At 70.6% G+C, this 26855-nt stretch carries 27 protein-coding genes and 1 pseudogene; 11 read left to right on the top strand and 17 right to left on the bottom strand.

The genetic code is table 11. The annotated features are described in order from the left end of the window. Position 1: 1 nt before the first annotated feature. The 3 genes from OG241_RS01890 to OG241_RS01880 are packed head-to-tail and all read right to left on the bottom strand — an operon-like array spanning position 2 to position 2045. A complete protein-coding gene (locus tag OG241_RS01890; RefSeq protein ID WP_405813202.1) occupies positions 2 to 1102 on the bottom strand; it encodes an acyl-CoA dehydrogenase family protein in 1101 nt (366 codons plus the stop codon). Beyond that, complete coding sequence (locus tag OG241_RS01885) at positions 1099 to 1518, bottom strand: nuclear transport factor 2 family protein (RefSeq protein WP_405813201.1); 420 nt, start codon at positions 1516 to 1518, stop codon at positions 1099 to 1101. The genes OG241_RS01890 and OG241_RS01885 overlap by 4 nt, the downstream gene beginning before the upstream one ends. 56 nt (positions 1519 to 1574) lie before the next feature. After that, complete coding sequence (locus OG241_RS01880; protein ID WP_405813199.1) at positions 1575 to 2045, bottom strand: pyridoxamine 5'-phosphate oxidase family protein; 471 nt, start codon at positions 2043 to 2045, stop codon at positions 1575 to 1577. A 114-nt stretch (positions 2046 to 2159) separates the two neighbouring features. Between OG241_RS01880 and OG241_RS01875 the strand changes: the two genes are divergently transcribed. The 6 genes from OG241_RS01875 to OG241_RS01850 are packed head-to-tail and all read left to right on the top strand — an operon-like array spanning position 2160 to position 7142. Next, the gene (locus OG241_RS01875) at positions 2160 to 4274 is read left to right on the top strand and encodes an ABC transporter permease subunit (protein ID WP_405813197.1); all 2115 of its coding nucleotides are present in this window, start codon (positions 2160 to 2162) and stop codon (positions 4272 to 4274) included. Positions 4275 to 4278: 4 nt separating this feature from the next. Continuing rightward, positions 4279 to 4965, top strand: coding sequence for an ABC transporter ATP-binding protein (locus OG241_RS01870; RefSeq protein WP_405813195.1), 687 nt, complete (start codon positions 4279 to 4281; stop codon positions 4963 to 4965). Continuing rightward, a complete protein-coding gene (locus OG241_RS01865; protein WP_405813193.1) occupies positions 4962 to 5669 on the top strand; it encodes an ABC transporter ATP-binding protein in 708 nt (235 codons plus the stop codon). Before OG241_RS01870 ends, OG241_RS01865 begins: the two co-directional genes overlap by 4 nt. Further along, positions 5666 to 6028, top strand: a complete 363-nt coding sequence (locus OG241_RS01860) for a hypothetical protein (RefSeq protein WP_405813191.1) — start codon at positions 5666 to 5668, stop codon at positions 6026 to 6028. Before OG241_RS01865 ends, OG241_RS01860 begins: the two co-directional genes overlap by 4 nt. A 40-nt stretch (positions 6029 to 6068) precedes the next feature. Continuing rightward, positions 6069 to 6380, top strand: a complete 312-nt coding sequence (locus OG241_RS01855) for a hypothetical protein (RefSeq protein WP_405813189.1) — start codon at positions 6069 to 6071, stop codon at positions 6378 to 6380. A 30-nt stretch (positions 6381 to 6410) separates the two neighbouring features. Next, complete coding sequence (locus OG241_RS01850) at positions 6411 to 7142, top strand: enoyl-CoA hydratase-related protein (RefSeq protein ID WP_405813188.1); 732 nt, start codon at positions 6411 to 6413, stop codon at positions 7140 to 7142. A 112-nt stretch (positions 7143 to 7254) separates the two neighbouring features. Here the strand turns inward: OG241_RS01850 and OG241_RS01845 are convergent, their stop codons facing one another. Further along, positions 7255 to 8208 carry an enoyl-CoA hydratase/isomerase family protein gene (locus OG241_RS01845; RefSeq protein WP_405813187.1) on the bottom strand — a complete coding sequence of 318 codons (954 nt, stop codon included), beginning with the start codon at positions 8206 to 8208 and terminating at the stop codon, positions 7255 to 7257. Between the two features lie 49 nt (positions 8209 to 8257). On the opposite strand from OG241_RS01845, the gene OG241_RS01840 reads away from it, so the two are divergent. After that, complete coding sequence (locus tag OG241_RS01840) at positions 8258 to 9262, top strand: CoA transferase (RefSeq protein ID WP_405813185.1); 1005 nt, start codon at positions 8258 to 8260, stop codon at positions 9260 to 9262. Next, on the top strand, positions 9256 to 10524 hold the full coding sequence (locus tag OG241_RS01835) for an amidohydrolase family protein (RefSeq protein WP_405813183.1): 1269 nt from the start codon (positions 9256 to 9258) through the stop codon (positions 10522 to 10524). The genes OG241_RS01840 and OG241_RS01835 overlap by 7 nt, the downstream gene beginning before the upstream one ends. Before the next feature lie 9 nt (positions 10525 to 10533). Here OG241_RS01835 and OG241_RS01830 read toward each other — a convergent pair whose 3' ends face one another. The 12 genes from OG241_RS01830 to OG241_RS01775 form a co-directional block, all read right to left on the bottom strand. Beyond that, on the bottom strand, positions 10534 to 11226 hold the full coding sequence (locus OG241_RS01830; RefSeq protein ID WP_405825994.1) for an SDR family NAD(P)-dependent oxidoreductase: 693 nt from the start codon (positions 11224 to 11226) through the stop codon (positions 10534 to 10536). Between the two features lie 92 nt (positions 11227 to 11318). Beyond that, positions 11319 to 12467, bottom strand: a complete 1149-nt coding sequence (locus tag OG241_RS01825) for an acyl-CoA dehydrogenase family protein (RefSeq protein ID WP_405813182.1) — start codon at positions 12465 to 12467, stop codon at positions 11319 to 11321. Between the two features lie 11 nt (positions 12468 to 12478). Then, positions 12479 to 12634 (bottom strand): hypothetical protein, encoded by a 156-nt coding sequence (locus OG241_RS01820; RefSeq protein WP_405813181.1) that lies wholly within the window; start codon positions 12632 to 12634, stop codon positions 12479 to 12481. Next, positions 12634 to 13500 carry an enoyl-CoA hydratase/isomerase family protein gene (locus tag OG241_RS01815; protein WP_405813179.1) on the bottom strand — a complete coding sequence of 289 codons (867 nt, stop codon included), beginning with the start codon at positions 13498 to 13500 and terminating at the stop codon, positions 12634 to 12636. The genes OG241_RS01820 and OG241_RS01815 overlap by 1 nt, the downstream gene beginning before the upstream one ends. Then, positions 13497 to 14717 carry a CaiB/BaiF CoA transferase family protein gene (locus tag OG241_RS01810; protein WP_405813177.1) on the bottom strand — a complete coding sequence of 407 codons (1221 nt, stop codon included), beginning with the start codon at positions 14715 to 14717 and terminating at the stop codon, positions 13497 to 13499. Before OG241_RS01810 ends, OG241_RS01815 begins: the two co-directional genes overlap by 4 nt. Positions 14718 to 14740: 23 nt before the next feature. Next, positions 14741 to 16324 (bottom strand): FadD3 family acyl-CoA ligase, encoded by a 1584-nt coding sequence (locus OG241_RS01805; protein ID WP_405813175.1) that lies wholly within the window; start codon positions 16322 to 16324, stop codon positions 14741 to 14743. Between the two features lie 17 nt (positions 16325 to 16341). After that, positions 16342 to 17487, bottom strand: coding sequence for an acyl-CoA dehydrogenase family protein (locus tag OG241_RS01800; RefSeq protein WP_405813174.1), 1146 nt, complete (start codon positions 17485 to 17487; stop codon positions 16342 to 16344). Further along, positions 17484 to 18452 (bottom strand): acyl-CoA dehydrogenase family protein, encoded by a 969-nt coding sequence (locus OG241_RS01795; RefSeq protein ID WP_405813173.1) that lies wholly within the window; start codon positions 18450 to 18452, stop codon positions 17484 to 17486. The genes OG241_RS01800 and OG241_RS01795 overlap by 4 nt, the downstream gene beginning before the upstream one ends. A 3-nt stretch (positions 18453 to 18455) precedes the next feature. After that, on the bottom strand, positions 18456 to 19253 hold the full coding sequence (locus OG241_RS01790; protein WP_405813171.1) for an enoyl-CoA hydratase/isomerase family protein: 798 nt from the start codon (positions 19251 to 19253) through the stop codon (positions 18456 to 18458). 164 nt (positions 19254 to 19417) lie between these two features. Next, positions 19418 to 20191, bottom strand: coding sequence for a FadR/GntR family transcriptional regulator (locus tag OG241_RS01785; protein ID WP_405813170.1), 774 nt, complete (start codon positions 20189 to 20191; stop codon positions 19418 to 19420). 90 nt (positions 20192 to 20281) lie between these two features. Continuing rightward, entirely contained in the window at positions 20282 to 21049 is a 768-nt protein-coding gene (locus OG241_RS01780) for an SDR family NAD(P)-dependent oxidoreductase (protein ID WP_405813168.1), read from the bottom strand. Positions 21050 to 21108: 59 nt separating this feature from the next. Next, the gene (locus OG241_RS01775) at positions 21109 to 22275 is read right to left on the bottom strand and encodes an acyl-CoA dehydrogenase family protein (RefSeq protein ID WP_405813167.1); all 1167 of its coding nucleotides are present in this window, start codon (positions 22273 to 22275) and stop codon (positions 21109 to 21111) included. A gap of 185 nt (positions 22276 to 22460) precedes the next feature. Here OG241_RS01775 and OG241_RS01770 point away from each other — a divergent pair, with 185 nt between their 5' ends. From OG241_RS01770 to OG241_RS01760, 3 genes and pseudogenes are all read left to right on the top strand, one after another. After that, entirely contained in the window at positions 22461 to 23831 is a 1371-nt protein-coding gene (locus OG241_RS01770; protein WP_405813165.1) for an RICIN domain-containing protein, read from the top strand. Between the two features lie 85 nt (positions 23832 to 23916). After that, entirely contained in the window at positions 23917 to 24816 is a 900-nt protein-coding gene (locus OG241_RS01765; protein WP_405813164.1) for an aldo/keto reductase, read from the top strand. A 207-nt stretch (positions 24817 to 25023) separates the two neighbouring features. Further along, positions 25024 to 25971: pseudogene (locus OG241_RS01760) on the top strand (hydrolase); the annotation flags it as partial. A 171-nt stretch (positions 25972 to 26142) separates the two neighbouring features. On the opposite strand, the gene OG241_RS01755 reads toward OG241_RS01760, so the two are convergent. Next, positions 26143 to 26850 (bottom strand): dienelactone hydrolase family protein, encoded by a 708-nt coding sequence (locus OG241_RS01755; RefSeq protein ID WP_405813162.1) that lies wholly within the window; start codon positions 26848 to 26850, stop codon positions 26143 to 26145. Between the last annotated feature and the right edge of the window lie 5 nt (positions 26851 to 26855).

The raw sequence follows: 26855 nt of genomic DNA, 5'->3' as shown, positions 1-26855 counted from the left end.
ACTACTCCTTTCCGAGGTCCAGCAACCGGCTCGCGATGATGTTCCGCTGGATCTCGGCGGTGCCGCCGTAGATGGTCGCCGCGCGGGAGTACAGGTACTCCGAGCGCCAGGGCGTCCGGGTCAGCTCCAGCACACCGGGCAGCAAGTCCCGTACGGTGTCGAAGAGTTGCTGCTCCGCCGTGGCCAGCAGAACCTTGTCGACGGAGGTCTCCGGGCCCAGGTGCTCCCCGTCCGCCAGGCGCCGCTGCGTCGTGTGGGAGCGGCAGCGGGCGGTGTGCAGGGCGAGATAGGCGGCGCCGAGGGCGTCGTCGTCCTGGGCCGAGTCCGACGCGGGCCTCTGTTCCAGCAGGTGGTCGAGTCGCGTGAAGAGATGGGCGATGCGGTGCCAGAAGCAGGTCGAGCGCTCGTGCGGGAGCAGGTCCATCGCCAGCTGCCAGCCGTCGCCCGGGCGGCCCAGCATCCGGTCACCGGGGACGGTCACATCGTCGAGGAAGACCTCCGCGAACTCGTCCACCCCGTGCATCGTGCGCAGCGGCCGGACGGTGATCCCCGGGGTGTCCATGTCGACGAAGAACGCGGTGATGCCCGCATGGCCGGGGGCCGTGCGGGTGAGCAGAACGCAGCGGGCGGAGTACTGGGCGAGGCTTGTCCACACCTTCTGGCCGGTCACCACCCAGTCGTCGCCCCGGGGGACGGCCCTGGTGGTGAGCGAGGCCAGGTCGCTGCCGGAGCCCGGTTCCGAGAAGCCCTGGCACCACTGTTCCCGGCCGCCGAGCAGCAGCGGGACCATCTCGGCGGCCAGCTCCGGACGCGCGTACGAGATCATCGTCGGGGCGAGGACCTCGACCATCGAGTAGATCCCCGGCTCGGCCAGGCCACGGGTCGCGACCTCCTCGCCGAGCACCGCGCGCAGTACGGCGGGCCCGCCGAGCCCCGTCACCGCGGCGGGCCATCCGTACCGCATCCACCCCGCCTCGTACAGCGCGCGCCGGACCCGGGCGAGCTGTGCGACCTGCGCGTCGAGCGAGTCGTCCGTGTCGGGGGAGAGGTCGTTCGTGTCGAGCCAGCGCCGCAGGTCCGTGCGGAACCCGGTGACGTTCATGTCCCCGGGCTCCGGTAGGCGTGCGGGCGCCCCGAGTCGTGCGCGCCGCTGCGGCGGATGAACGTCATGGCGCGCGTGCGCAACCGCCAGCCGTCCGGGGTGCGCGCGTAGGTGTCGTTGTAGTAGCCGATGCGCAGGTCGTGGGTGGAGTGGTCGACGAAGCACAGGGGCTGGGTGCCGGACGCTGAGCTCTCGTCCGCGCCCGGCTCGACGACGGCCGTGCCGGTGAGGAAGAGACCCTTGGGGGCCGCCGCGACCAGCGCCGGGAACTCGTCGAGGGCGTAGGTGTCGCCGAAGGCGCTGTAGGTCCCGTCGGGGGTGAAGACCGCGAGCACGCCGTCCAGGTTCCCCTGGGTGATGTACACCGCGTAGCGGGCCAGCAGTTGCTGGATCTCCATCAGGTCTTCAATGGACATTGAGAATTCCATTCTCTTAAAGAGAGTGGAAGATTCTCATGATAGCGGTGACAGCGTCAACGGTCCTGTCGCAGCTTCGAGAAGTCCCAGCTCACTACCTTCTCCGCCGTCACCCGCAGCCATGCGTGCCGACCGTCGTACGGGAAGTCCCGGCCGTCCGCGTACTTGTCCGCGAACAGTCGTTCCGGCGCCCGGAGTTCCTCCACCGGCGCACCCTTCCGGGGAACCTCGCCGACCATCTCCGCGCGACCCCGCAGCTCCACGCCCCGAAGCCGCATGAAGTCCGAGCCCCCGTCGTCGACGATCACACTGAGCCGCCGATCGCGCTCCAGATCGGTCCAACGCTGGCTGCGGACCAGCGAGTTGAGCCACAGTGCGGTCCCGTCCCAGACGAACCACAGAGCGCTGGTGTGGGGGTGTCCGTCCGCTCCGAGGGTCGCTACCCGGCACACGGACCGGGCGCGGAGAAACGCGTCCCGTTCCGGCTCGGTCATGGCTGTCGCGATTCCCCTGCGCTGTCCGGTCATGGTTTCTCCCAGCCTTGTCCGAATGCTTGATTCTCTCTAATTGAGAAGCTAGTTTCCACTCCCAGAGAGGGGAACACTCTGTCGGCCGACCCCGGCATCGAGTGACGGCGCGTCATGGACCAATTCCTCACCTTCGGCATCGTCGGCCTCAGCACGGCCGCGATCTACGCCGTCATCGGCAGCGGTCTCGTGCTCACCTACACCACCACCGGCGTCTTCAACTTCGCGCACGGCGCCGCGGGCATGCTCTCCGCGTTCACCTACTGGCAGCTCACCGTCGGCTGGGGCTGGCCGGGCCCGGTCGCCCTGGCCGTCGTACTGCTGCTGCTCGCCCCGGCGTTCGGACTCCTCGTCGAGCGGTTCGTCCTGCGGCCCGTCCAGGCGCTCGGCGACGCGGAACGGCTGGTGATGACGGTCGCACTGCTCAGCGGACTCATCGGGGTCGCCCGCTGGATCTGGGACCCCAACGTGGCCCGGCCGCTGCCCCCCTTCTTCTCCGACCGGGCCCCCTTCCACATTGGCCCGGCCGCCGTCACCTGGCATCAGGCCATCACCATGGGCGTCGCCGTCGCGGTCGCCGCGGGACTGCGCGTCCTGCTCTACCGGACCCGGGTCGGCGCCGAGATGCGCGCCACCGTCGACGACCGCGCACTCGTCGGGCTGACGGGCGCCGATCCCGTACGGGCCAACAGGACCGCGTGGATCATGGGCACCCAACTCGCCGCGCTCGGCGGCATACTGATCGCGCCGAGCGTCACCCTCGACGCCGCCCAGCTCTCTCTCCTGATCGTCAGCGCCTACACCGCCGCCGTCTTCGGTCGGCTGCGCAGCGTGCCGCTCACCTTCATCGGGGCCGTCGTCATCGGCTGTACGGAGAGCTATCTCACCGGCTACCTGCCACAGAACGACTACCTGCCCGGCCTGCGCCTGGCCGCCCCCGCCCTCCTCCTCTTCCTTGCCCTGCTCCTGTTCCCGCACCGGCGGCTGCGCGGACGCGACCGGCGGCTGGCTCCGGTCCCGGTGCCGACCGCACGGGGCACGCTCGTCTTCGCGGCGGCGACCGTCGCGTTCGGCATCGTGCTGGCCTCGGTGCTCGGCGAGGCGGACCTCATCACGTACGGGCCGATCTTCTCGCTCGGCGTGGTGGCCCTCTCCTACGTCCCCCTCGCCGGGTACGCGGGCCAGATCTCCCTGGGCCAGCTGAGCATGGCCGGCATCGGCGCGGTCGTGTGGGCACACTTCGGCGCGCACGGGCAGCTGTGGGCGCTGGGCCTGGCGGTGCTCGTCTCGGCGGTCGCCGGGGCGCTGATCGCACTGCCCGCGCTGCGGCTGTCCGGTGTGTACCTGGCGCTGGGCACCGCCGCCTTCGCCGTCGTACTCGACCGGTGGATCTTCACCCTCCCCGCCTTCCATGTCCTCGGCGTCGAGGTCGCGCTGTTCGACCAGGGGTCGGTGGAGGTGGCCGGGCCCTCGCTGTTCGGGATCCGACTGGACAGCGGGGAGGAGCTGATGGTGCTCGCCGCCGTCTGCCTCGCCCTCGCGTCGATCGGCGTGGCGGCGGTGCGGCGGGGCAGATTCGGGCGCCGGCTGATTGCCCTGCGCGACAGCGAGGCCGCCTACGCCACGCTCGGCGGCAACCTGCTCGCAGCCAAGGTGCTGGTGTTCGCCCTGGCCTCCGGGATCGCGGGCCTCGGTGGCGCGCTCTACGGAATGCAGCAACGGGCCATCACCCCCGAACAGTTCAACCTGGTGGCCGGGCTGCCGATCTTCCTGGTCGCGGTGCTCGGCGGACTCGGAGCGGTCGGCAACGGCCTGTTCACCGGTACCGCGCTCATCGGCCCGACCAACGCCCTGGTCGCCGTGGCACCCGCCCTGCAGAATCCGGTCGCCCTGCTGCCGGCCCTCGCCGGCCTGGGCCTGGGCAAGAACCCCGACGGCATCGCGGCCCACTTCCGGCGCCAGTGGGAGCCGCTCGGCCGCGACCGTGTCGCGCTCACGGCACTTGTCGCCTGGCTGGCCACGGCCTGGCTGCTGCGCCTGGGTGATGTCATCGACGGCTGGGTCTTCCTCGGCGGAGCCGTCGTCGTGGCTGTGGCACTACGGACCTGGGCCGCCGCCCGGCAGACGCCTGCGGCCGAGCCGGAGATTCCGGTCGAGTGGTGGGGCGTACGGCGCGACTGGCGCCCGGAAGACGGGGAGGTGCTCGCACGTGGCGTCGCTGCGAGTTAGCGGAGTGACGGTTTCCTTCGGCGGCAACCGGGCCCTGGACGGGGTCGCCATGACCGCCGAACCCGGCCGTGTCACCGGACTCATCGGGCCCAACGGGGCAGGCAAGAGCACCCTGTTCGACGTCGCGTCCGGGCTGCGCAGACCCTCGTCGGGGCGCGTCTTCCTCGACGACCGGGACGTCACCCGGATGCGCCCCTCGGCCCGCGCCCACTGCGGTCTCGCCCGCACGTTCCAGCGGCTGGAGCTGTTCGGGCGGCTCAGTGTCCGTGACAACCTGCTCGTCGCCGCCGAACTCGGCCCCGAACGGCCGCACGCGGTCGCCGTGGTCGGGGAGATCCTCGACCGGCTCGGCCTGACCGGCATCGCCGACACCGCGCCCGACACCCTGCCCACCGGCGTAGGCCGACTCGTCGAGGTCGGCCGGGCGCTGGCCCTGCGCCCGAAAGTGCTGCTCCTCGACGAACCCGCCGCCGGACAGGACGGCGAGGAGACCGAGCGCTTCGCCGCCCTGCTGCGCTCCCTCGCCGACGAGGGCACGGCCGTCGTCCTCGTCGAACACGACATGAGCCTCGTCATGAGCGTGTGCGACGACGTGTACGTCCTCGACCTGGGGAAGGTCATCGCCGTCGGCCCGCCCGAGGTGATCCGCAACGACGAGACGGTCCTTGCCGCCTACCTGGGGGACACGTGAACGCGCTGATCGAGCTGCGCGGCATCCGCGCCGCCCACGAACGGATCACCGTCCTGCACGGAGTCGATCTGAGCGTCGCCGCCGGCGAGATGGTGGCGCTGCTCGGCCCCAACGGCGCAGGAAAGACGACCACGTTGAGTGTCGCTGCCGGTATCCATCCGGCAGAGTCCGGCCAACTCCTCCTCGGCGGACGGGACATGACGGGCGCCGCCCCACGCGACCTGGCCCGCGCCGGAGTCTGCCTGATCCCCGAAGGGCGCGGGGTGTTCCCCAACCTCTCGGTGCGCGACAACCTCCTGATGATGACCCACACCGGCCGCACCCGGGCCGAGGTCGAGGAGATCGCGTTCACCCGCTTCCCCGTCCTCGCCCGACGGGCCTCCCAGCCGGCCGGCACCATGTCCGGCGGCGAACAGCAGATGCTCGCCCTGGCCAGAGGGCTCGCCACCGACCCGGCCGTTCTCCTCCTCGACGAACTCTCCATGGGGCTCGCCCCGTTGGTGGTGGCCCGGCTCTACGAGCAGGTCGCCGAGATCGCCAGGCAGGGTGTGGCCGTCCTGGTCGTCGAGCAGTTCGCCGCCGCCGTACTCGACATCGCCGACCGGGCCGCCGTACTCGTACGCGGCCGGGTCCAACGGCAGGGCCACCCCGACGACGGGTTGCGCGCCGAACTGTCCGCTCTCTACCTCGGGAGTTCCGCATGACGTCCACCGAGCCACGTGCGGACCGCTTCGTCCGCGAACTGACGGAACTGAAGATCCCCGACCCGGCCGCCGCCCGCTCCCAGCTCTGGCTGCGCCTCGGCGGAGCCCTGATGGCACTGAGCGTGATTCTCGGCGCCTCCGGCTACCTGGTCACCCACAACACCCTCGACCCCCTCGTCCAGAACGACGGCATCGCCCTCGGTCTCGCCGGAATCGCCGCCGGAGTGGTGGGCGCGGCCCTCTTCCTGCGCTACTCCCTCACTGGGTTCCTGCGGTTCTGGATGGCCCGCCAGTCGTACGACGTCAGCCTCCTCGCCGAAAGCCTGCGCGACCCGGACCGGTTGCGTGACCCCGAGTGACCTCGCGACCCCGACCGTCTGCCCGAAAGGGACCCTTGCCATGACCACTTCGGCGACGACACCCCGCCCCGGCGACCAGTTGGCCAGCACCGCTTGCGGCACCCGCGTGGTCGTGATCCGGGCCCCTGCTGACGCTCACCCCCAACTCGCCTGCGGGGGTGAGCCCATGGTGCCCGCCGCCTCCGTGCCGGTGGTCAAGGATCCCGGCTCGGGGACCACCATCGGCAAGCGGTACGTGGACGCCACGGGCACCCTGGAGCTGCTCTGCACAGCTTCCGGAGCGGGGGAACTGACCTGCGACGGCGCCCCGATGACGATCAAGACGGCCAAGCCGCTGCCCGCCTCCGACTGAGACGTCCGACTGAATCGAACAGGAGCCACCATGCCCCAGGACGACCTGGTCCTGACCGAACGGGTGGGTCACGTCATCGTGGCCACGATGAACCGGCCCGAGGCGCGAAACGCGCTGAACCCGGAGCTCATCCAGGAACTGTCCGCCGTCTTGAAGGAGGCGGACGCGGACCCCACCGTCCGGGCGATCGTCCTCACCGGGGCGGGTCCGGTCTTCTGCGCCGGCATGGACCTGAAGGCCTTCGCGCGCGGCGCCCGCTTCGACGGCCTGCTCTGGTTTCTCCGGGAGAGCGTGGCCACCCCGGTCGTAGCGGCCCTCAACGGGTCCGCGGTGGCCGGAGGCTTCGAACTGGCCCTGGCTTGCGACCTGATGGTTTCTGCTGACAACGCGTCCCTCGGAATCGCCGAGGTCAAACGGGGCCTCTTCGCGGCGGGCGGCGCCACCACCCTCGCCGACCGCATCCCCCTCGCCGCCGCCCTGGAAATGGGCCTCACGGGAGAACTGATCACGGCGGCCAGAGCTCGGGAGCTCGGCCTGGTGAACCGGGTGGTCCCGGCCGACACTGTCCGTGCGGAGGCACTGTCCCTCGCCGAACAGATCGCCGAGAACGGCCCGTTGGGCGTCGCCATGACCAAGAAGCTGATGCGCGAACGCCGTTGGGCGGAACCGTCGGAGACGGAGTCGGTCTTCCGCAGCGCGGACGCGACAGAGGGCGCGAAGGCGTTCGCGGAACGAAGGACGCCGCTATGGACAGGCAAGTGACGGACAGGGATTGGCTGTTCTCCGGGTGCGCCACAGCGCCCCGACAGGGGCGCGGGGAACTGCGCGACCAGCCCCCACCGGCCGGCAGACAAAGTCCACATCCCGCAGAACGCTAGTCCCCCTCAACCACTTCATCCACCAACCCCCACCGAAGTGCCTCCTCCACACTCAACGCCTCCCCCGACAACGCCAGATAGGCCGTACGTTCCCGCCCCACCCGAAGCGGCAGACTCGCCGTACCCCCCGCCCCCGGAATCAGTCCCATCCCCACCTCCGGCAACCGGATCACCGTGTCCGGCGAAGCCAGTACCCGCCCCGCGAACGCCGTCAACTCGATGCCCGCTCCCACGCAGGCACCGTGCAAATGTGCGGTGACGCGATCACCGCACAGCTGAAGCAGCGTGGCCGGGCTGCGCCGCACCCGCACCAGATGGGCCTGCGCCGGATCCCTGGCCGTGCCGAACTCGCTGAGGTCGCCGCCGGCGCAGAAGGCCGGCCCGTTGCCGTACAGGTCGACCCGGGTGATCGACGGGTCCGCCACGGCGACTTCGAGCGCCTCGCACAGGGCGTCCCGCGTACCCGCGTCCATGGCGTTGCGGGCCTGCGGCCGGTCGAGGGTGACGGTGAGTCTGTCGCCCTCGCGGCTCAGGCGTACCGGCGCGGGGGAGGGGCGCGGCGTGCGAGCAGGCGCCAAGTCCAGCCAGGCGCGGAAGACAGCCGACGCCTGGAGCGTCGAGTAGGCCAGTGACTCGACGACGAGACGGTCGGTCGGCGCCAGAGACGGTCCCATCCGCAGCACCTGCGTCAGGGCGACGGAGGCAGCCGGACGGTCCGAGACGATCTCCGCCAGCCGGTGGGCGGTCGCGTACGGGTCGGCGCAACTCACCCAGGGGCGCGGGGGATCAGGGGCGGCGGTAAGGAGGATGTCGAAGTCGCCGTCGGCCTCGGCGGGCTTCTCCGCGAGGCCCACGAGCACGCGCCCGGCCGCTCCCGTTGCCCCCGGCCAAAGCTCGGGACTCGGTTCATGGTCGAGGTCCACGAGGACGAAGGGAGAGTCCAAGGTCACGGGCGGAGTGTAATTTGGGGCCACCTCGGAAGAGAAGGGCGTTTGACCATTGGAGAATGACGCTCTCGGCAGCTGGATGGAGTCGGTGGAGCCGTACCTGCCTCCGCTGGCCTCGGTCGCGAAGGAGTTCACCGCTCTCACCGGCGTGCCCGTCGACCTGCCCGAGACCCTCTTTCTCCGTGCCCAACTGGCGGGCCACACCCTCCCCGGCAGGACCTCCGCCGGCGGCTCCTGCCACCTCCTCGAAGCGGCCGACGGCTGGGCCGCCGTGAACCTCGCCCGCCCCGACGACCTGGCCGCCGTACCGGCTCTCCTCGCCCTCCTGTCCGGTACCGAGGGCGAGCCGCTGCACGAGGTGGCGAAGCGGGCGACGGCCGCCGAAGTGGCGGCGAGTGCGCAGCTGTTGGGGATCGCCGCCGGGGAGCACGCCTCCGCGAGCGGACCCCCGGTACGGATCGAGCGGCTCGGTGAGCAGCGCGTACGCGACCCGGCCGCCCTCCGTGTCGTCGACCTGTCGGCCCTCTGGGCGGGCCCTTTGTGCGCGCGCCTCCTGGGTCTGGCAGGCGCCCAGGTGGTGAAAGTGGAGAGCGCGAGTCGCCCGGACGGTGCCCGCGCCGGATCACCGGGCTTCTACCGGTGGCTGCACGAAGGGCACGACAGCCTGGTCCTGGACTTCGCCTCGGGTGCGCTCGCCGAAGTGGTCGCCGGGGCCGACGTCGTCATCGAGGCGTCCCGGCCTCGGGCGCTGCGCCGGCTCGGAGTCCACGCCGAGGAGTTCCTCGCCGCCCGTCCGGGCCGGGTCTGGGTGCGCATCACCGGGTACGGCCGGGCGGACGACCGCATCGCGTTCGGCGACGACGCCGCCGTCGCGGGCGGCCTGACCGGCGTCGACGCACAGGGCGACCCCGTTTTCGTGGGCGACGCGCTCGCCGACCCGGTCACCGGCATCTATGCCGCCCACGCCGCCGCTCACTCCCTGGCCGCCGGGGGCGGCGAACTGCTGGGCGTCAGCATGTCGGCCTGCGCCGCCTCCCTGGTTCCGTCGCCGTGCTGATCAGGAACGTCGAGGTCAGGGGCGCGGGGCGGGTCGACGTACGTGTGCGGGACGGGCGTATCGCCGAGATGGGGGAGCGGCTGGACGGCAAGGGCGAGCCCCGTGACGTGGACGGCCTCGGCGGCGCTCTGCTGCCCGGCCTCCACGACCACCACGTACACCTCGCGGCGCTGGCCGCCGACGCCGCGTCCGTCCGGGTCGGCCCGGCGGACGTCACCGGCCGGGACGGACTCGCCGCCGCCCTGCGTGGTGGGGAGCCGGAGGAGTGGGTGCGGGCCGTCGGCTATCACGAGAGCGTCGCGGGCGAACTGGACCGGTGGACCCTCGACACCCTCGCACCGGACCGGCCGGTCCGCGTTCAGCACCGGACCGGCGCACTGTGGGTCTGGAACAGCGCCGCACTGCGGGCGGCCCGCCTGGACACGGAAGACGGCGACGGGCTGTTCTGGCGGGAGGACGAACGGCTGCGCGGACACGTGCCGCCCGTGCGCCTGGACCTGGAGGGCGTGGGGAGCAGGGCGGCCGCGCTCGGTGTCACGGGGTTCACCAACGCCGATCCGCACCCGGCGGACGGCCTCCTCGACCTGCTGTCGGTGCTGCCGCAGCGGCTGCTCGTCATGACGGTCGACGCGCCCGTGAAACTGATGCTCGACGACGCCACCCTGCCCGCCCCGGCCGAACTCGCTGCCGGCATCACATCGCTGCGGCCACGTCCCGTCGCCGTCCACTGCGTGACCCGGGTGCAGCTGATCGTGACCCTCCTCGCCCTGGACGAGGCCGGCCCGGTCGACGGCGACCGCATCGAGCACGCGTCCGTCGTCCCGGCCGAGACGATCCCCTGGATCAGGCACCTCGGTGTGACGGTCGTGACCCAGCCCCACTTCCCCGCCGAACGCGCTCACGCCTACGCCACCGACGTGGACCCCGACGACCGCCCCCACCTCTACCGCTGCCGATCCCTGGCCGACGCGGGCATCCCGCTCGCCGCCGGCACCGACGCGCCGTACGGAACCCACGACCCGTGGGCGGTCATGCGGGCCACCGTCGAACGTACCGGGGGAGAGGCACTGGACGCGGAAGCGGCACTGAACCTCTTCACCGGCCAGCCCCAACACCCCGCCCGCACACGCAGGTTGACGGTAGGCGCGGACGCCGACCTGTGCCTGCTCCACGTACCCCTGCGGGAAGCACTGGACGTCCTGACAGCGGACACCGTACGGGCGGCGTTCGTAGCCGGCGAGCGAGTCACCGCACCCGAGTGAGGCGGCGTGTCAGACGCTGTACCCGCCGTCCACACCCAACGCCTGCCCCGTGATGAACCCCGCCCGCTCCGAGGCGAGGAACGCCACCGCCTCCGCGATGTCCTTCGCGGCCCCGAAGCGGCGCAGCGGGATGTTGCGCCGGGTGATCGCGAGCGCCGCCTCGTCGAGTTCCCCGGTGGCGATCAGGCGACCGGCGATCCCGTCGTTGAGCATGCCGGGTGCCACGCAGTTCACGCGAACCCCGTAGCGGCCCTCCTCCGCCGCGAGCGCCCGGGCCACCGCCTCGACGGCACCCTTCGTGCCTGCCGACAGCCCGTCCCGGACCGGGTAGCGACGGGTGGCCACCGTCGTCACGGCGACGATGCTGCCCCGGGTCTCCCGCAGCCTCGGCAGCGCGGGATGGACCAGGTTGAAGAATGCCACGGCGTCCGCGTCGAGTTGGGCACGGTACTCGCTCGGCGTCACCCGGCTGAGATGCCTCATCGGTACGTGGGGACCGGCCGCGTAGACGACCGTGTGCAGCCCTCCGAACGCCTCGTAGGCCTCGGTCACCGCCTCCGCCGTGGCCGACTCGTCCCCCAAGTCCAGCCGCAGGGCCAGGACTTGGCAGCCGTACACCTTCACCTCACCGGCGAGCGACTCCGCCACCGTCTCGTTGGCGCGGTAGGTGAACGCCACGTCGCTGCCCCGGCCGGCCAGCATCCGTACGATCTCCGCCCCGATGCCACCGGTGCCGCCCGCGACGAACGCGGCACCCGTCCGGCCCGCGAAATCAGCTGTCCCCGCCACCCGGCTCACAGTCCCAACGACTTGGCGATGATGACCTTCATGACCTCGCTCGTCCCGGCGTAGATACGGGTGATGCGCGCGTCCGTGTAGAGCCGGGCGATCGGGTACTCCTGCATATAGCCGTATCCGCCGAAGAGTTGAAGGCAGCGGTCGACGGTCCGGGCCTGCATCTCCGTGCAGAACAGCTTGACCTTCGCCGCGTCGGCGCCGGACAGCTCGTCGTCGACGAGTTCACGGACCGCACGGTCGAGCATCATCTGCGCCGCCTCCAACTCGGCTGCCACAGCAGCGAGTTCGAACTTCGTGTTCTGGAAGGCGGCGACCGGCTTTCCGAAGACCCTGCGCTCCTTGACGTACTCGACCGTGGTGTCGAGGGCGGCCCGTGCCTGCGCGACCGAGCCGACCGCCACCGTCATCCGCTCCTGCGGCAGATTGTGGCCGAGGTAGCCGAAGGCGGCACCCTCCTCGCCGAGCCGGTTGGCGACCGGGACACGTACGTCGTCGAAGGCCAGCTCGACCGTGTCCTGCACCCTGATGCCCATCTTCTTCAGGACCCGGCCCCGGGTGAACCCCGGCATGCCGTCCTCGACGACCAGCAGGGTAAGCCCTGCGCGGCGGTCGTCGGGATCGGTGGCCGTCCGGGCCACCACGACCACCAGATCGGCGAGCAGCCCGCCCGTGATGAACGTCTTCGCCCCGTTCAGTACGTACGAGTCGCCGTCCCGCACGGCTGTCGTCCGGATGCCCGCGAGGTCGGAGCCCGTGCCGGGTTCCGTCATGGCGACGGCCGTGAGGAGCTTGCCGGCGGCGAGGCCGGGGAACCAGCGGGCGCGCTGCTCCCGGTCGGCGTAGGCGAGGAAGTAGGGGAGGACGACGTCGAGTTGGGTGCGTACCGTGCCCAGGGTGACCAGCGCGCGGGCCGCCTCCTCCTGGAGGACCACGTTGTAGCGGAAGTCGTCCAGGCCCGCCCCGCCGAACTCCTCGGGGACGGACATGCCCAACAGGCCCAGTGAGCCGAGCTGTTCGAAGAGCTCCCGGGGCAGCCGCCCGGCCTCCTCCCAGTCGGCGTAGTGCGGGACCACCTCGTTCGCCACGAAGTCACGGACCAGGCCGCGGAACGCCTCGTGGTCGGGCGTGAAGATCTCTCGGCGCACAACTTCTCCCGTCAGGAGGCTGGTTCGACTTCGACGAGGGTGGCGTCGGCTGTGCCGCCGCCCTCGCACCTGGTCTGCGGGCCGTAGCGCAGGCCGCGGTCCCGCATGTGGTGGGTGTGCCGGGTGGCTGCTAGCGAGGCCGCCGTCGCGATCACCGCTTCACGCACTACGGCCTCCTGAACGAAGGCGCATCCGGCGCCACCGAATTGGTAGTCCCGCTGTTCGTCCGCGGGCCGCTCCCCGGCACCGCCCACCGCCCGTCGAAGGACGGTTCGCGCTTCTCCATGAACGCCAAGAACGCCTCCGACACGTCCGACGTGGCGAAGTTGACCCCCTGGGCACGCGACTCGCCCGCCAGGGCGTCCCGCAGAGTACGGTCGGCACCCTCGTTCAGCAACGCCTTCGTCTGCGCGAGCGCGACGGGCGCACCCGCCACCAGCCGCGCCCCGAGGGCGTCGACGAAGGAGTCCACCTCGTCGGCCGCCACCACCCAGGTCACCAGCCCCAGCGACTTCGCCTCCTCGGCCCCGATCGTCTCGGCGAGCAGTGCGAGCCGCTTGGCCTGCTGCAGCCCGACCAGCTTCGGCAACAGCCAGGAACCTCCCAGGTCCAAGGACAGCCCGCGGCGCGCGAAGATCTGCGAGAACCGTGCCTCCGGCGTGGCCACGACCAGATCGCAGCCCAGCGCGAGGTTCCATCCCGCGCCGACCGCGACACCGGTCACCCTGGCGATGGTCGGCACCGGCAACTCGTGCAGTTGCAGGGCGACTTCGCTCAAGGTCCGCATCCGGTACAGGGGGTGGACGCTGCTGAGTCCGCCCGAGATGTCGGCGCCTGAGCAGAACGCGCCCCCGGCCCCCGTGACCACCAGCGCCCGTACGGCACGATCGCGCCCGGCGTCCGTCAGCGCGTCGCGCAAGGCGGCCCACAACTCCGCGTCGATGGCGTTCTTGCGGCGCGGCCGGTTCAGCGTGAGGGTCCGTACGCCGTCCCGGTCGTGGCACAGCAGGACGGGCCCCTCGCCACCACTCACCGTGCCTCGCCCCCGCCAGTCGCCTCTCCACGGCCGTCGATGCCCAGCTCGGCGAGCACGGCCGCCGTGTGCTCACCGAGGGCCGGGATCGCACCCATCGGCTGCTCGTAGCCCGAGATCACCGGCGGCGGAAGCAGTGCGGAGATCGGCCCGTACGGCGTCTCGACCTCCCGCCACCGGTCCCGCGCCTTCAGATGCGGATGCGCGATCACCTCGCTCGGCCTGTTGAACCGCGAGTTGCCGATGCCGGCGGCGTCCGCGCTGCTCTGGACGTACGCGAGGTCGTGCCGGGCGCACCAGGCGCTGATCTCGGCGTCCAGAACGGCACGGTGGGCGACCCGGCCGGGAGTCGTGGCGAACCGTTCGTCGTCCGCCAGATCGGGCCGGCGCAGCAACTCCCTTGCGAGACGCTGCCATTCACGGTCGTTCGTCGTCCCGAGGACGACCGTCTGACCGTCACCCGTGACATACGCGCCGTACGGTGCCACCGCCGGCGAGCCCATACCCCAGGGCTGCTGATCGATGCCCGAGTGCTGGGTGTACGTCAGCGGATAGCCCATCAACTCCGTCATGGTGTCGAACAGGCTCACCGCGACCGACGCCGGACCGCCGCGCCGCCCGCGACCCCGCTCGTACAGCAACGCCATGATGGACAGGGCCGCGTACAGCCCGGCGCACACATCGGCCACAGGGGGCCCGGGTTTGGCCGGCGCCCCCGGCAGACCCGTCACCGCACACGCCCCGGCCTCGGCCTGGACGAGCAGATCGTAGGCGCGCTTGTGCGAGAGGGGGCCGCCCGGACCGTACCCGTCGATCTCGACCGCGATCAGCTCCGGATGCCGTACGCCCAGGTCGGCGGGGGCGATGCCCAGTTTGGCCGTGGTGCCGGGGGTGAGGTTGGAGACGAGGACGTCGGCGCGGGCGAGCAGCCGATGCAACACCGCCATTCCGGAAGGCGACTTGAGATCCAGGGCCACCGACTCCTTGCCCCGGTTGATCCACACGAAGTGTGCCGCGAGGCCGTTCACCACGTCGTCGTAGTGCCGGGCGAAGTCGCCGCCCGCCGGGTTCTCCACCTTGATCACCCGGGCGCCGAAGTCGCCGAGGGTGCGGGTGCACATGGGGGCGGAAACCGCCTGCTCCAGCGCCACCACCGTGATGCCGGCGAGCGGCCCGATGGCCCCGGCAGGGACGGCTTCGTCAGCCATGTCAGCCATGCCGGTCATGTCAGCCATGGCGGTCAGGCCTTCGCTTCGAAGCGGGCGCGCAACTCGTCCTTGAGGACCTTCTGGCCGGCGTTGCGCGGCAGTTGGTCGACGAGGCGGACATGGCGCGGCACCTTGAAGTTGGCCATGTGCTCGCGCGACCACTCGACGACGTCCTTCTCGCTGACCTCGTGTCCCTGTTTCGGGACGACGAAGGCACAGCCGACCTCACCGAGCCGCTCGTCCGGCACCCCGATCACGGCGACCTGCCCGATGGGCTCGTGGGTCAGCAACAGTTTCTCGATCTCCGCCGGGTAGGCGTTGAATCCGCCGACGATGTACATCTCCTTCTTCCGGTCGACGATCGAGAGATTCCCGGCCGCGTCGAGCCGTCCTATGTCCCCGGTGTGCAGCCAGCCCTGTGCGTCGATCGTGGCGGTGGTCGCCTCGGGGTCCTCCCAGTAACCCCGGGTGACGTTGTATCCCCGGACGAGAATTTCCCCGTCCTGTTCCGCGGCGAGTTCCCGGCTCTCCTCGTCGACGATTCTCACCTCGACGTCCGGAATGACCCGACCGGTCGTGCGTGTCACGGTCTCCTCGCTGTCCCCGATACGCGTGGTCGTCACCAGTGCCGACGCCTCGGTCAGCCCGTACGCGCTCATCACGATGTCGAAGGACAACTCCGACTTCATCGCGCGGATCAGGGCCTGAGGAATGGTGGTGCCGCCCGTCATGGAAACCCGGAGCGACGAAAGATCGTATCCGGAGCGGTCGGGATGGTTGATGAGATCGTGGAAGATCGTGGGCGGCCCGAGCAGAATACTCACCCGTTCCCTCTCGATGATCTCCAGTGCCTTTCCGGGCTGGAACACCGGCATCGGTACGACGGTCACCCCGTGCAGGAAGGAGGCCAGCCAGCCCGCCTTGTAGCCGAAGCAGTGGAAGAACGGCGGGATGACGAGAAAGCTGTCGCCGCGCCGGAACGTGTACTCCTCGGCCATCCAGCCGTAGGCCCGCAGCGACTGGCCGTGGGTGAGGACGACGCCCTTGGGGCGGCCCGTCGTGCCGGACGTGAACATCACGTCGGAGATGTCGTCCGGGGTGAGCCGCCCCATCGTCTCCTCGGCCCTGGTGGCCGGGACAGTCTCTCCGGCCCGCAGGAATTCCGTCCAGGACAGATCCGCGGCGCCCTTCGGCCCGAGAATCGACACCGTTCTGCGCAGCGCCGGAAGATCGGGGTCGTGCTTCAGCAGGTCGGCGATGAAGTCGCTGCCGAGGAAATGGGCGGCGAATACCGCCTTCGCCCCCGACCTGCGCAGAACGTAGGAGATCTCGCCCGCCTTGAAACGTGTGTTGAGCGGGACGACCACACCCCCCGCGCCCTGGATTCCGAGTGCGGCGAAGATCCATTCCGCGGAATTCGGCGCGCAGAGCCCGACCCGATCACCTTCCTCGACACCCAGGGCGACAGCGGCCCGCACCGCCTCGACCATCCGCTGCGCCAGTTGACGGAAACTCCATCGGCGGTCTCCGTCGACCAGTGCGATGTCGTCCCCGAAACGCTCGGCGGCCGTCCCGATGGCGTGGGGAATGGTCAGGAATTCTTCGTCGTGTCGCATCGAGAAGGCTCCAGGGCTCAGGACTGGCCGGACGACGGCAGATGCAGGACCCGTTTCGCGATGATGTTTCGCTGGATCTGGGAGGTACCGCCGTACACCGACGCGGCCCGTGAATAGAGGTACTCGCCGAAGATCTCCCCGCCGTCCTCGGCCAGTTGCTCCGGAAACACCTGGAGCGCCGTCTCGTACAGGCGCTGTTCGGCCCTCGTCATCAGGAGCTTGTCGATCGACGACTCGGGGCCCGCACCCTGCCCGCTCAGGCGCTCGGCGGTACGGCGCCGGGCATGCGCCACCAGAACCTCGTAGTCCACGTAGGCCTGCCCGATCTCGGAGCGCAGGCCGTCCGGGAGCGTGCCGGCCCGTTCTCGCGCGGTGGAGCGGAGGCGTTCGACGAGGAGGCCGTACTTCGACAGATGGCCGGTGTCCAGGGCGTTGCGCTCGTACGACACCGTCGTCATCGCAAGCGGCCAGCCGTCGCCCTCGGCGCCGACCCGCTCGGACTCCTCCACGCGGACGTCGTCGAGGAACAGCTCACAGAACTCGTCGTCCCCGTTGGCGGCCCGCAGCGGCCTCACGGTCACGCCGGCGCGGTCCAGGGGCAGTGCGAACGCCGTGATCGCGCGGTGCGGCGGGCCCTCGCGGTCCGTGCGGGCCAGCAGCAGACACAAGCCGGAGTACTGGGCGTAACTGGTCCAGAGCTTCTGTCCCCGGACCACGTAGTGGTCACCCCTGCGCTCCGCGAACGTGGTCATCCCGGCGAGGTCCGAGCCCGCGCCCGGCTCGCTGAAGCCCTGGCACCACACGTCGTCGCCCGCCAGCATCCTCGGGAGCATGCGCAGCCGCTGCTGTTCGGAGGCGAACTCCAGCAGGGCGTGGGCGAGATAGCCGATCCGGGGTACGCCCGGGGCCCGGCAGGCACCCAACTCATCGCTGATCACCACCTGGTGAAGAGCCGTCAGACCGCGGCCGCCGTACAGTTCAGGTACATCGAGTCCGACCCAGCCACCGGAGTACAGCAGCCGGTGCCAGCGATGCAGGAAGGCCGGGACCGGCTCGTCCAAGTGCCGTTCGGGCAGCGGATGTTCGACCAGCCAGGCCCGAAACTCCTTGCGGAGCCGGTTCAGATCCTCCGGGTCACCGAAGTCCAGCGGGGCGTCGGTCATCGCGCCGCCTCCGGTTCGGCCAGCTCCGTCAGCAACTCGGCCGTCGTGGCCAGTACCGTGGCGCCCACCCGGACCTTGCGCAGATACAGGTGCCCGATGTGCTCCCACGTCTGCGCGATCCCGCCGAACACCTGCATCCCGGCGTACACCGCCTCCAGCGCCGAACTGTTCACCTCGGCCTTCGCGACCCGTGCGGCGGCCAGCGCCCGCTGCGGAGGCTCGTGGTCCAGACACCAGGCGGCGTACCGGGTCGCGCTCGCGCAGGCCTCCACGAGCACGGTCGCGTCGGCGAGCAGATGCCGCACCGCCTGGAACGACCCGATGCGACGGCCGTACTGGACCCGCTCCCGCGCGTACCGCACGCTCTGCTCGACGAACGACCGTGCCGCGCCCACGAGTTCGGAGGCGACGACAATCAGCGCGTACGCCTGCCAGTGCTGGTGTGCGGCCGGTTCGAGCCGGCCGACCACGCGCCCCGGGGCCGTCACCGTACGGATGGCGCGCAGCAGGTCCACACTCGGCGCCGCGGACCCCAGCCCGGCCGCGGTCACCGTCCCGTCGGGGAACACGCACAGCGCGTCGTCCGCGCCCTCGCTGTCCCAGGCGACGAGCGGGGAGGAGCCCGGGCCGGGAAAGCGGAGGTCGCGGGCGAGGGCGATCGTCGGGGTCCAGCCGGGCGCCGCCGGTGCTCCCAGCAGGCGAAGCAGTTCCGGGGCGAGCAGAACCGTACCGAGGAGAGACGTGGGCAGCGGCAGGCTGCCGTGTTCCTCGGCGAGCAGCGCGCACTCCTGGGCGGTGGCGGCCGGGGGAGTGGACCGACGCAGTTCGGTGAGCCCCAGCTCGCCCAGCGCCTTCTGCGCGGTGGCAGCGGCAGCGGGCCCGACGTCGTCGGCGGAGCCCACGCGGAACCGGGTGGCGAACGAACGCAGCAGGTCGCGAAGAAGCACGAACTCCTCGGTCTCCACGGGCTATCCCTCCCCGCCCCTGGACCGGCGTCGCGCCCGCGACGCCAGTTCGTCGACGATCCGGATGTGGTCAGGGCTGGTCATCGAGGCCCGCTCCGCCATCAGCGCCGCCTCCATGCCGCCCCGGGTCGCCTGCTCCACCACCACGGCCAGCGCCGCCTTGGTGGCGCGCAGCGCCTCCGGGGGCTGCGCCGCCAGCCGGTGGGCCAGCGCCAGCGCCTCCTTGCGGAGATCGGTGGCCGCAACGACCCTGTTGGCCAGGCCGAGTTCGACCGCCGTTTCGGCGGGAACACGGTCCCCGGTGAAGAGGTACTCCTTCACCCGGAGCAGACTCGTGAGCAACGGCCACAGGGTCACACCGCCGTCGCCGGCCACCAGGCCCACCGAGATGTGCGGATCCGCGAGGTAGGCGTCGTCGGCCATCAGCACCAGATCGCAGGCCAGCGCCAGGCTGCAACCGAGCCCCACCGCCGGGCCGTTGACCGCAGCCACGACGGGCAGCGGGAAGCGGATCATCTCGGTCTGGATCGCCCGGTCGAGGCGGATCGACCGCTCCCGCAGCTCGGGATCGGTGTGATGGCGCCGCAGATGGTCGAAGTCCCCGCCCGCGCTGAACGCCCGCCCGGCGCCGGTGAGAACGACGGCCCGCGCCTGGGGATCGTCCGCCAACTCCCGCCACACCTCGGCGAGTCGCCGGTGCAGTTCCTCGGAGACTCCGTTGAGCCGGTCGGGCCTGTTCAGGGTGACGACACGGACATCGCCGTCGGCGGTCACGGTCAGGACGGAGTCGCTCTCGCCCATGCGCACCCTCTCCCTTGCCACTGATAGCGCCGGTCGGTCGGATGCTAGTAAAGGTCAGACCGAAAGTGAAGAGTCATGTTCGCACTGAGTGGAAATGTCATTCTCGCACGGGCGGGCTCGACCCGGGAGGGGGCGGGGGCGCCCCGTCCTCGGCGGAAACGAGGTCAGTCGTCCGTCGGCGGCGCGGGCAGTTCCACCCGCTGCCGCTGGTCCACCTCGGCCGCCGCGCGGGCGAACCCGCACACATGCCGGGCCATCCGCCGCATCGCCGCGGGCCCGTCCTGCGCCCGGATCGCCTCGGTGATCCGGGCGTGGGCTCGGGCGGTGACCTCGCGGATCTCCGCGTCCATGAACTGGTCGATGTCCGTGGCGGCGTAGATCGACTGGGAGAGCGCGGTCATGAAACCGATCAGCAGCTCGTTGTCGCCGGCCTTCGCCACGGCGGTGTGCCAGCGGACGTTCGCCCGCAGAAAACGCGGGACGTCGTCGCCGGCAGCCACCAACTCGGCTTGTGCGGAGTCAAGTTCGGCGAGGTCGGCAGCCGTACCCCGCTTCGCGGCCAGGGCGGCGCACGTCGGCTCGATCGCCTCGCGTGTCTCGTGCAGCGCCTCAAGCCGGATCTGCTGGCCCCGGATGACCAGCCGTACCGTGCTCGCCACCGACTCGTGGCCCGGCCGGTGCACGAAGGCACCCCCGCCGCGGCCCGGCCTGATCCGCACCAGCCGTTCGACTTCGAGGATGCGCAGCGCCTCGCGCACCGTCGCGCGGCTCAGCCCCGTCTGCTCGACCAGCTGACGTTCCGGCGGCAGCGCCATCCCCTCGGTGAACTCGCCGGAGAGGATCCGCTCACGCACCTCGGCCGCCAGCACGTCGGACGCCTTGGGCACCCTCACCACGTCGAAGCGCGGGTCACTGGCGGAATGTCCGGCGCTCTGCACGGGTTCGGGCCTCTCGTCGGTGGCGGCACTACGGCCGGACCATTCAATACGGACCCGTGCCGCCTGTCACATGACATGTCGGCCCGCCCGTCACATGACCAGGCCCCCGTCCACCGGCAGCACCTGCCCGGTGATGAAGGACGCGGCGTCGGAGGCGAGGAAGACGAAACTCCCGGCGATCTCCTCGGGCGTCGCCCAGCGGCCCAGCGGGATACGCGCGAGCATCGGGGCGGCAAACCTCTCGTCGGTGCGGATCGTCTCCGTCATCGGCGTCGCGGCCAGCGGAGCCAGCGCGTTCACCAGGATCTGCCGGCGCGCCAGTTCACGCGCCAGCGACTTCGTGAGGCCGATGATGCCCGCCTTCGCGGCGGAGTAGTTCACCTGTCCGAGCGTCCCGACGAGACCGGCCGACGAGGTGACATTGATGATCCGCCCCCTGCCGTCCTCCGGGAGGTGGGGCAGCGCCGCCTGGGAGCAGTGGAAGGTCCCCATCAGATGGATGTCGAGAATCCGCCGGAAGTCGTCCTCCGCAAGCTTGTCGAACATGGCGGGCGCGGTGACTCCCGCGTTGTTGACGACGATGTGCAGTGTCCCGCCCGCCAGCCCCGCCGCCCGGGCTGTCGCCGCCTCGGCGGAAGCCCGGTCCCGTACGTCGAGGGCGGCACTCTCCGCCGTCAGGCCGGCGGCGGAGATCTTCCCGGCGACGGCGGCGGCCGCCTCCCCGTCCACATCCGTCACGAGCACGGCGGCACCGGCGCGGGCGAGCGCCCGGGCGACGGCGGCGCCGATACCGCCCGCCGCGCCGGTGACCAGCGCCGACCGGCCGGTGAGATCGAACAGCCCGTTGTGGTCGCGCATGTCGGACCTCTCCTCGTCAAACTGCTGGCGAACGGTGGTTGATGTTCGGTAAGTGACCGTCAGTAGCTCCTGGGCAGACCCAGCACATGGGAGCCGAGATAGTTGAGGATCATTTCCTGGCTGATCGGCGCGATCCGCATCAGCCGCGCCTCACGGAAGTAGCGGGCCACGTGGTACTCCTCGGAGTAACCCATACCGCCGTGCGTCTGCAGCGCCCGGTCGGCCGCCGTGAACCCGGCGTCCGCACACAGGTACTTGGCGGTGTTGGCCTCGCGTCCGCACGGACGGCCCCGGTCGTACAGCCAGGTCGCCTTCCGCAGCACCAGCTCGGCCGCGTCCAGCCGGGCCAGCGAGTCCGCGAGCGGGAACTGCACCCCCTGGTTCATACCGATGGGCCGGTCGAACACCACCCGTTCCCTGCCGTACCGCACGGCCTTGTCGAGCGCGACCCGGCCGATGCCCAGCGCCTCGGCGGCGATCAGCATCCGCTCCGGATTGAGCCCGTCGAGGAGATACCGGAACCCCTGGCCCTCCTCGCCGACCCGGTCCTCGACCGGCACCCGCAGATCGTCGATGAACAGTTCGTTCGAGGTGACCGCGTTGCGGCCCATCTTCGCGATGGGGCGGATGTCGACGCGGGCGCGGTCGAGATCGGTGAGGAAGAGGGTCATCCCGTCGGTCTTCTTCGCGACCTCGCCGACCTTGGCCGTGCGGGTCAGCAGCAGGATCTTCTCCGACTCCATCGCCTTGGAGATCCACACCTTGCGGCCGTTCACCACGTAGTGGCCACCGTCCCGGCGCGCGTACGTCGTGATGCTCGTCGTGTCCAGACCCGCCCCCGGCTCGGTCACGCCGAAACAGACATGGAGGTCGCCGGTGGCGACACGGGGGAGGGTCCGGCGCTTGAGCTCCTCGGAGCCGTGCACCACGACAGGATGCATTCCGAAGATCGACAGGTGAATCGCGCTGGCCGCGTTCATCCCGCCGCCGGAGCGCGCCACCTCTTCCAGGAGCAGCGTGGCCTCGGTGATGCCGAGACCGTGACCGCCGTACTCCTCCGGGATGGTGAGCCCCAGCCAGCCGCCGCGCGCGACGGCGTCGTAGAACTCGGCGGGGAACTCGTGGTCCCGGTCCTTCTCCATCCAGTACCGGTCGTCGAAGTCGCGCAGGAGTCCGGCGACGGATTCGCGGATCGTTTCCTGATCCTCGGTCAGCTCGAAGTCCACGGTTCGAACGCCTCCCGCACTCTCGGTGGCGTCGAAACATATCAAAGGTCAGACCGAAGTGACAGATGGGTACTGATGGTTGCCCAGGGTTCAGGTGCGGGTGTGCTGACTTCGCGCAGAGGTTCGTGATGTCATGCCCCTGCCGATCGCGTCGTCGATCCCCCGAGTTCACGAAGGGCCCGTACATGCCGACCCCCCGCACCGCACTGCTCACCGCAACAGCCGCACTGGCGGCGGCAGTTGCCGCACCCGCACCGCCCGCCCTGGCCGCCGCCGTCCCGGCCGCCGGCGCCTACTACGTCCAGAGCGCCACCACCGGACTCAACGCCGCCGACGACGCCGGAGCCGTCGAACAACACAGACCCAAGGGCAACGAGGACCACCAGCAGTGGACGCTGCGCGCGAGCGAAACCTCCTACCTCCTGGAGAGCACCGACACCGCGGGCAGCTGTCTCGGCCGCTCCGGCGACCAGGCCAGAACCGTCGCCTGCACCAGCGCCGACGCGGCCTGGGAGATCACCCCGTCCGGCACCGACCAGTACACCCTCAAGGCGCCGGGGACCACCCGCTATCTGACGGTCGCCGCCAAGCCGTCCGACGCCAACTACCCCGACCAGCTGGCCATCGGCGGCTCCGGCGGCCTGGCCGCCTGGTACCTCACCCCGGTCGCCCCCACCGTCGCCCCGATGCCGTCCGCCGACCAACGGACCCTGGACCAGGTCACGTTCCTCACCGCCCACAACGCCTACGCCAACGGCGTCGACGGCGGCTTCGCCCCGCCCTTCGTTAACTTCGTCCCCAACCAGTCCCGCGGCATCAACCAGCAACTCACCGACGGCGTACGCGGGTTCATGCTGGACATCCACCAGACCCCCGACGGCGCGATCCTCTGCCACAACAGCTGCACCCTCGTCAGCAGCCCCGTCGCCCTCTGGGTCGACCTCCAGCGCATGGTCGACTTCCTCAAGCAGAACCCCACCCAAATGGTCACCGTCTTCCTGGAGGACTACGTCGATCCGGGCGTCCTGCGCGGTGAACTCGCCCGCGTCAGCGGTCTGTCTGACGTCCTCTACCGGCCCGACCAGACCGGTGTGCGGCAGAACGGCTGGCCGAAGGTCGCCGACCTGATCGCTGCCAACGACCGGCTGCTCATCTTCACCGATCACAGCCGCCCCGCCGACCAGACCGCCGGGCTCACCCGGGACACCTTCGGCGTGATGTACCAACGCGAGTGGACCGTGGAGAACTACTGGTCCATGGGCGGCGGCCTCGGCACCTCCGACTGGTCCTGCTACAGCCGCTGGTACGGCGCCGACTCCAACACCCCGCTCACCCGCACCGAGGGCGCGTTCAAGCCCCTCTTCGTCATGAACCACTTCCGGGACGTGGCGATCGCCAACACGGCGGCGACCGACAACACCAAACTCGCCGACCGGGCCCAGCGGTTCTGCCAGCCCGCCGCCCGCAAGAAGCCCAACTTCCTTGCCGTCGACCGCTACGACCTCGGCAACTCGGCCTCCGCGGTCGCCACCCTGAACACCTACGTCTACCCGTAAAGGACGCCAAAAGGTCGCCAAGACAACCCCAGGCGGCCGGCACCGACACCGATCCGGTGCCCGCTGCACATGCGAGACTCCGCCGATGACCTCGGAAACGATCACCGCGGACGCCGCGGGCACCTGGAAACTCGGCGATCTCACCGTCAACCGGCTCGGACTCGGAGCCATGCGGCTCACCGGCAGCGCGGCCTTCCACCTCGGCACGCCCAGCGACCGCGAACGGTCGCTGGCCGTGCTGCGGAAGGCCGTCGAACTCGGCGTCAACCACATCGACACCGCCGCCTTCTACTTCTCCGCGCTGCGCTCCGCCAACGAACTGATCAACAGCGCCCTGGCGCCCTACGCGGACGACCTCGTCATCGTCGCCAAGGTCGGCCCCTACCGCGACTACTCGGGGGAGTGGGCCACCTCGGCCCGCCCCGACCAACTGCGCGGACACGTCGAGGAGAACCTCCGCCAGCTCGGCCGCGACCACCTCGACGTGGTCAACCTGCGCCGGATGGACCAGGATTCGATCGCCGAGCACTTCGGCGCGCTCGCCGACTTGCGCGAGGCGGGCCTGATACGCCACCTCGGCATCTCCGGCATCGAGCCGAAACACCTCGCCGAGGCGCGGGCGATCGCCCCGGTGGTGTGCGTGCAGAACCGGTACGCGCTGGACCGCCCCGACCCCGAGGGCGACGAACTCCTGCGGCTGTGCGGGGAGTCGGGCATCGCCTTCGTACCCTTCTTCGCCGTCGCGGGCAGCGGCGGAGCCCGGGGCGCCACCGACACCCATGACGACACGGTGCTCACCGTCGCCCGCGAACACGGCGCGAGTCCTGCCCAGATCCGGCTCGCCTGGAGTCTCCACCAGGGGGCACATGTGCTCGCCATCCCGGGCACGGGCAATCCCGATCACGTCGTGGACAACGTGGCGGCGGCCGGACTGCGGCTGACGGAGGACGAGTTGGCCCGACTGGGCGCGTCACACCGACCGTAACCGCCCCAAACCCCCTGCCCGGCCGGTGGTTGGATGCGTGTAAGAGCTTTACGTGAAACCCCGGCCGGGCCTCCCCGCGGCGTCGATCCTGTCGGTACGGTCCTGCCTTGTGTGCACCGGGGTTCGTCAATGCCCGGTCTACGCGCGAAGATTCGTCACCCGCACCGCTTTCCCCCAGCTCTCCCCCCACCCATGGAGGAACGCCAGATGTACGCCATCACCGGGTCCCGGCACAGAATCACCTCGGCCCTGGCCGTGCTCGGCCTGATCGCCACCGGCGTCGCCGTCCAGGCCACCGCCACCGCGACAGCCGCGACCGCTGCCACCCCCCACCGCATCCTGTTCGACAACGCCCACGCCGAGACGGCCGGCAACGCCGACTGGATCATCTCCAAGAGCCAGCCCGACCCGCTCTCCGAGGACTCCGCCCCCTCCGACGAGAGCGACTGGACCGGCGCGCTCTCCTCCTGGGGCGTCGCCCTCCAGCAGACCGGCGACTACAGCCTCAAGACGCTGCCCTCGGGCTCCGCCCTCGCCTACGGCGGCTCCACGGCGACCGACCTGTCGAAGTTCGACACGCTCGTGCTCCCCGAACCCAACACGCTGTTCACCACGGCCGAGAAGACCGCCATCATGAAGTTCGTCCAGAACGGCGGCGGTCTCTTCATGATCTCCGACCACACGGGCGCCGACCGGAACAACGACGGTGAGGACGCCGTCGAGATCCTCAACGACCTGATGACCAACAACAGCGTCGACTCGACCGACCCGTTCGGCTTCTCCATCGACTCCCTGAGCATCAGTTCCGGGTATCCGGCCGCGACCAGCGCCGCCACGAACCCGGTGCTGCACGGCACCTTCGGCACGGTCACCAAGAGCCTCATCGCCAGCGGTACGACGGCCACCCTCAAGCCCGCCGACAACTCCGCCGTGAAGGGCCTGCTCTACCGCTCCGGCTACTCGGGCAACACCGGCGCCTTCTTCCTGACCAGCACCTTCGGCAGCGGCCGGATCGCGTTCTGGGGCGACAGCTCCCCGATCGACGACGGCACCGGCCAGTCCGGCAACACCCTCTACGACGGCTGGAACGACACCGGCGCCACCAACGCCCCACTCGCCCTCAACGCCACGGCATGGCTCGCGGGCGCGAGCGGCTGACCTGCGGGACGGCACCGGCGTACGGCACAGCACCGACGTACGGGATCGAACCGGCGTACGGGATCGAGCCCGCGTACGCGGCCGTAACGGTCAGGGCGGGCCCGGGGAGTCACCCCGGGCCCGCCCGCCGTCGCGTCAGTCACTCACCCGTGTTCGACTCACCGGCGGTCAGCGCACCCGCTCCTTGAGGAACGGCACCGTGCTCTCCCACGCAGAGGTCGCCGACTCGGCGTCGTACACCGGGCGGGAGTCGTTGAAGAAGGCGTGGTTGGCCGGGTAGACCCGCAGGTCCGGGGTGATGCCGGACTGCTTCTCGATGGCCTCGCGCAGCGGGTCCAGGCTCTCCACCGGGATGCTCGCGTCGAGTTCGCCGTAGTGGCCCAGCACCTCGGCCTTCAGCCCGGAGAAGTCGGGCAGCTCGCCCTGGATCACACCGTAGAACGGCACGGCGGCGCTCACGCGCGGGTCGGCGGCCGCCTGGTAGAGCACGAAGCCGCCGCCCATGCAGAAACCGACCGAGCCGACCGTCTGCGAGGTGACCTCGGGACGCGCCAGCAGGTAGTCGACCGCGCCGGAGAGAAGCTCGACGCCCTTCGGCACCGGAAGGGCCAGCATCATGCGCAGCGCCTCCTCGTCCTCGTGCGCCACATTGCCGCCGTAGAGGTCGGGGGCGAGGGCGACGAAGCCCTCCTGCGCGAGCCGGTCGGCGACGTCCGCGATGTGGTCGGTCAGACCCCACCACTCCTGGATGACGATGACGCCGGGCCCGCTGCCGGACGGAGGCAGGGCCAGATAGCCGTGCGCGGTGGCGTCAGCGCTGGGAAACGTCACGTTCTGATGGGAGGGCGATCCGGTCGGCTTCGGCAGCTCGGACATGGAAC

Origin of the sequence: Streptomyces sp. NBC_01390 (assembly GCF_045040105.1) — a bacterium.
Lineage (GTDB): Bacteria > Actinomycetota > Actinomycetes > Streptomycetales > Streptomycetaceae > Streptomyces.
This window is presented reverse-complemented; position numbering and strand designations above follow the sequence as displayed.

Bases quoted from the DNA above. Each gene is read 5' to 3' on its own strand.
- OG241_RS01875 (WP_405813197.1), top strand. From the start codon at position 2,160: ATGGACCAATTCCTCACCTTCGGCATCGTCGGCCTCAGCACGGCCGCG.
- OG241_RS01860 (WP_405813191.1), top strand. From the start codon at position 5,666: ATGACGTCCACCGAGCCACGTGCGGACCGCTTCGTCCGCGAACTGACG.
- OG241_RS01765 (WP_405813164.1), top strand. From the start codon at position 23,917: ATGACCTCGGAAACGATCACCGCGGACGCCGCGGGCACCTGGAAACTC.
- OG241_RS01800 (WP_405813174.1), bottom strand. From the start codon at position 17,487: ATGACCGACGCCCCGCTGGACTTCGGTGACCCGGAGGATCTGAACCGG.
- OG241_RS01855 (WP_405813189.1), top strand. From the start codon at position 6,069: ATGACCACTTCGGCGACGACACCCCGCCCCGGCGACCAGTTGGCCAGC.
- OG241_RS01830 (WP_405825994.1), bottom strand. From the start codon at position 11,226: ATGCTGGCCGGCCGGGGCAGCGACGTGGCGTTCACCTACCGCGCCAAC.
- OG241_RS01810 (WP_405813177.1), bottom strand. From the start codon at position 14,717: ATGGCTGACATGGCTGACGAAGCCGTCCCTGCCGGGGCCATCGGGCCG.
- OG241_RS01770 (WP_405813165.1), top strand. From the start codon at position 22,461: ATGCCGACCCCCCGCACCGCACTGCTCACCGCAACAGCCGCACTGGCG.
- OG241_RS01880 (WP_405813199.1), bottom strand. From the start codon at position 2,045: ATGACCGGACAGCGCAGGGGAATCGCGACAGCCATGACCGAGCCGGAA.
- OG241_RS01780 (WP_405813168.1), bottom strand. From the start codon at position 21,049: ATGCGCGACCACAACGGGCTGTTCGATCTCACCGGCCGGTCGGCGCTG.
- OG241_RS01885 (WP_405813201.1), bottom strand. From the start codon at position 1,518: ATGTCCATTGAAGACCTGATGGAGATCCAGCAACTGCTGGCCCGCTAC.
- OG241_RS01755 (WP_405813162.1), bottom strand. From the start codon at position 26,850: ATGTCCGAGCTGCCGAAGCCGACCGGATCGCCCTCCCATCAGAACGTG.
- OG241_RS01805 (WP_405813175.1), bottom strand. From the start codon at position 16,324: ATGCGACACGACGAAGAATTCCTGACCATTCCCCACGCCATCGGGACG.
- OG241_RS01790 (WP_405813171.1), bottom strand. From the start codon at position 19,253: ATGGGCGAGAGCGACTCCGTCCTGACCGTGACCGCCGACGGCGATGTC.
- OG241_RS01850 (WP_405813188.1), top strand. From the start codon at position 6,411: ATGCCCCAGGACGACCTGGTCCTGACCGAACGGGTGGGTCACGTCATC.
- OG241_RS01890 (WP_405813202.1), bottom strand. From the start codon at position 1,102: ATGAACGTCACCGGGTTCCGCACGGACCTGCGGCGCTGGCTCGACACG.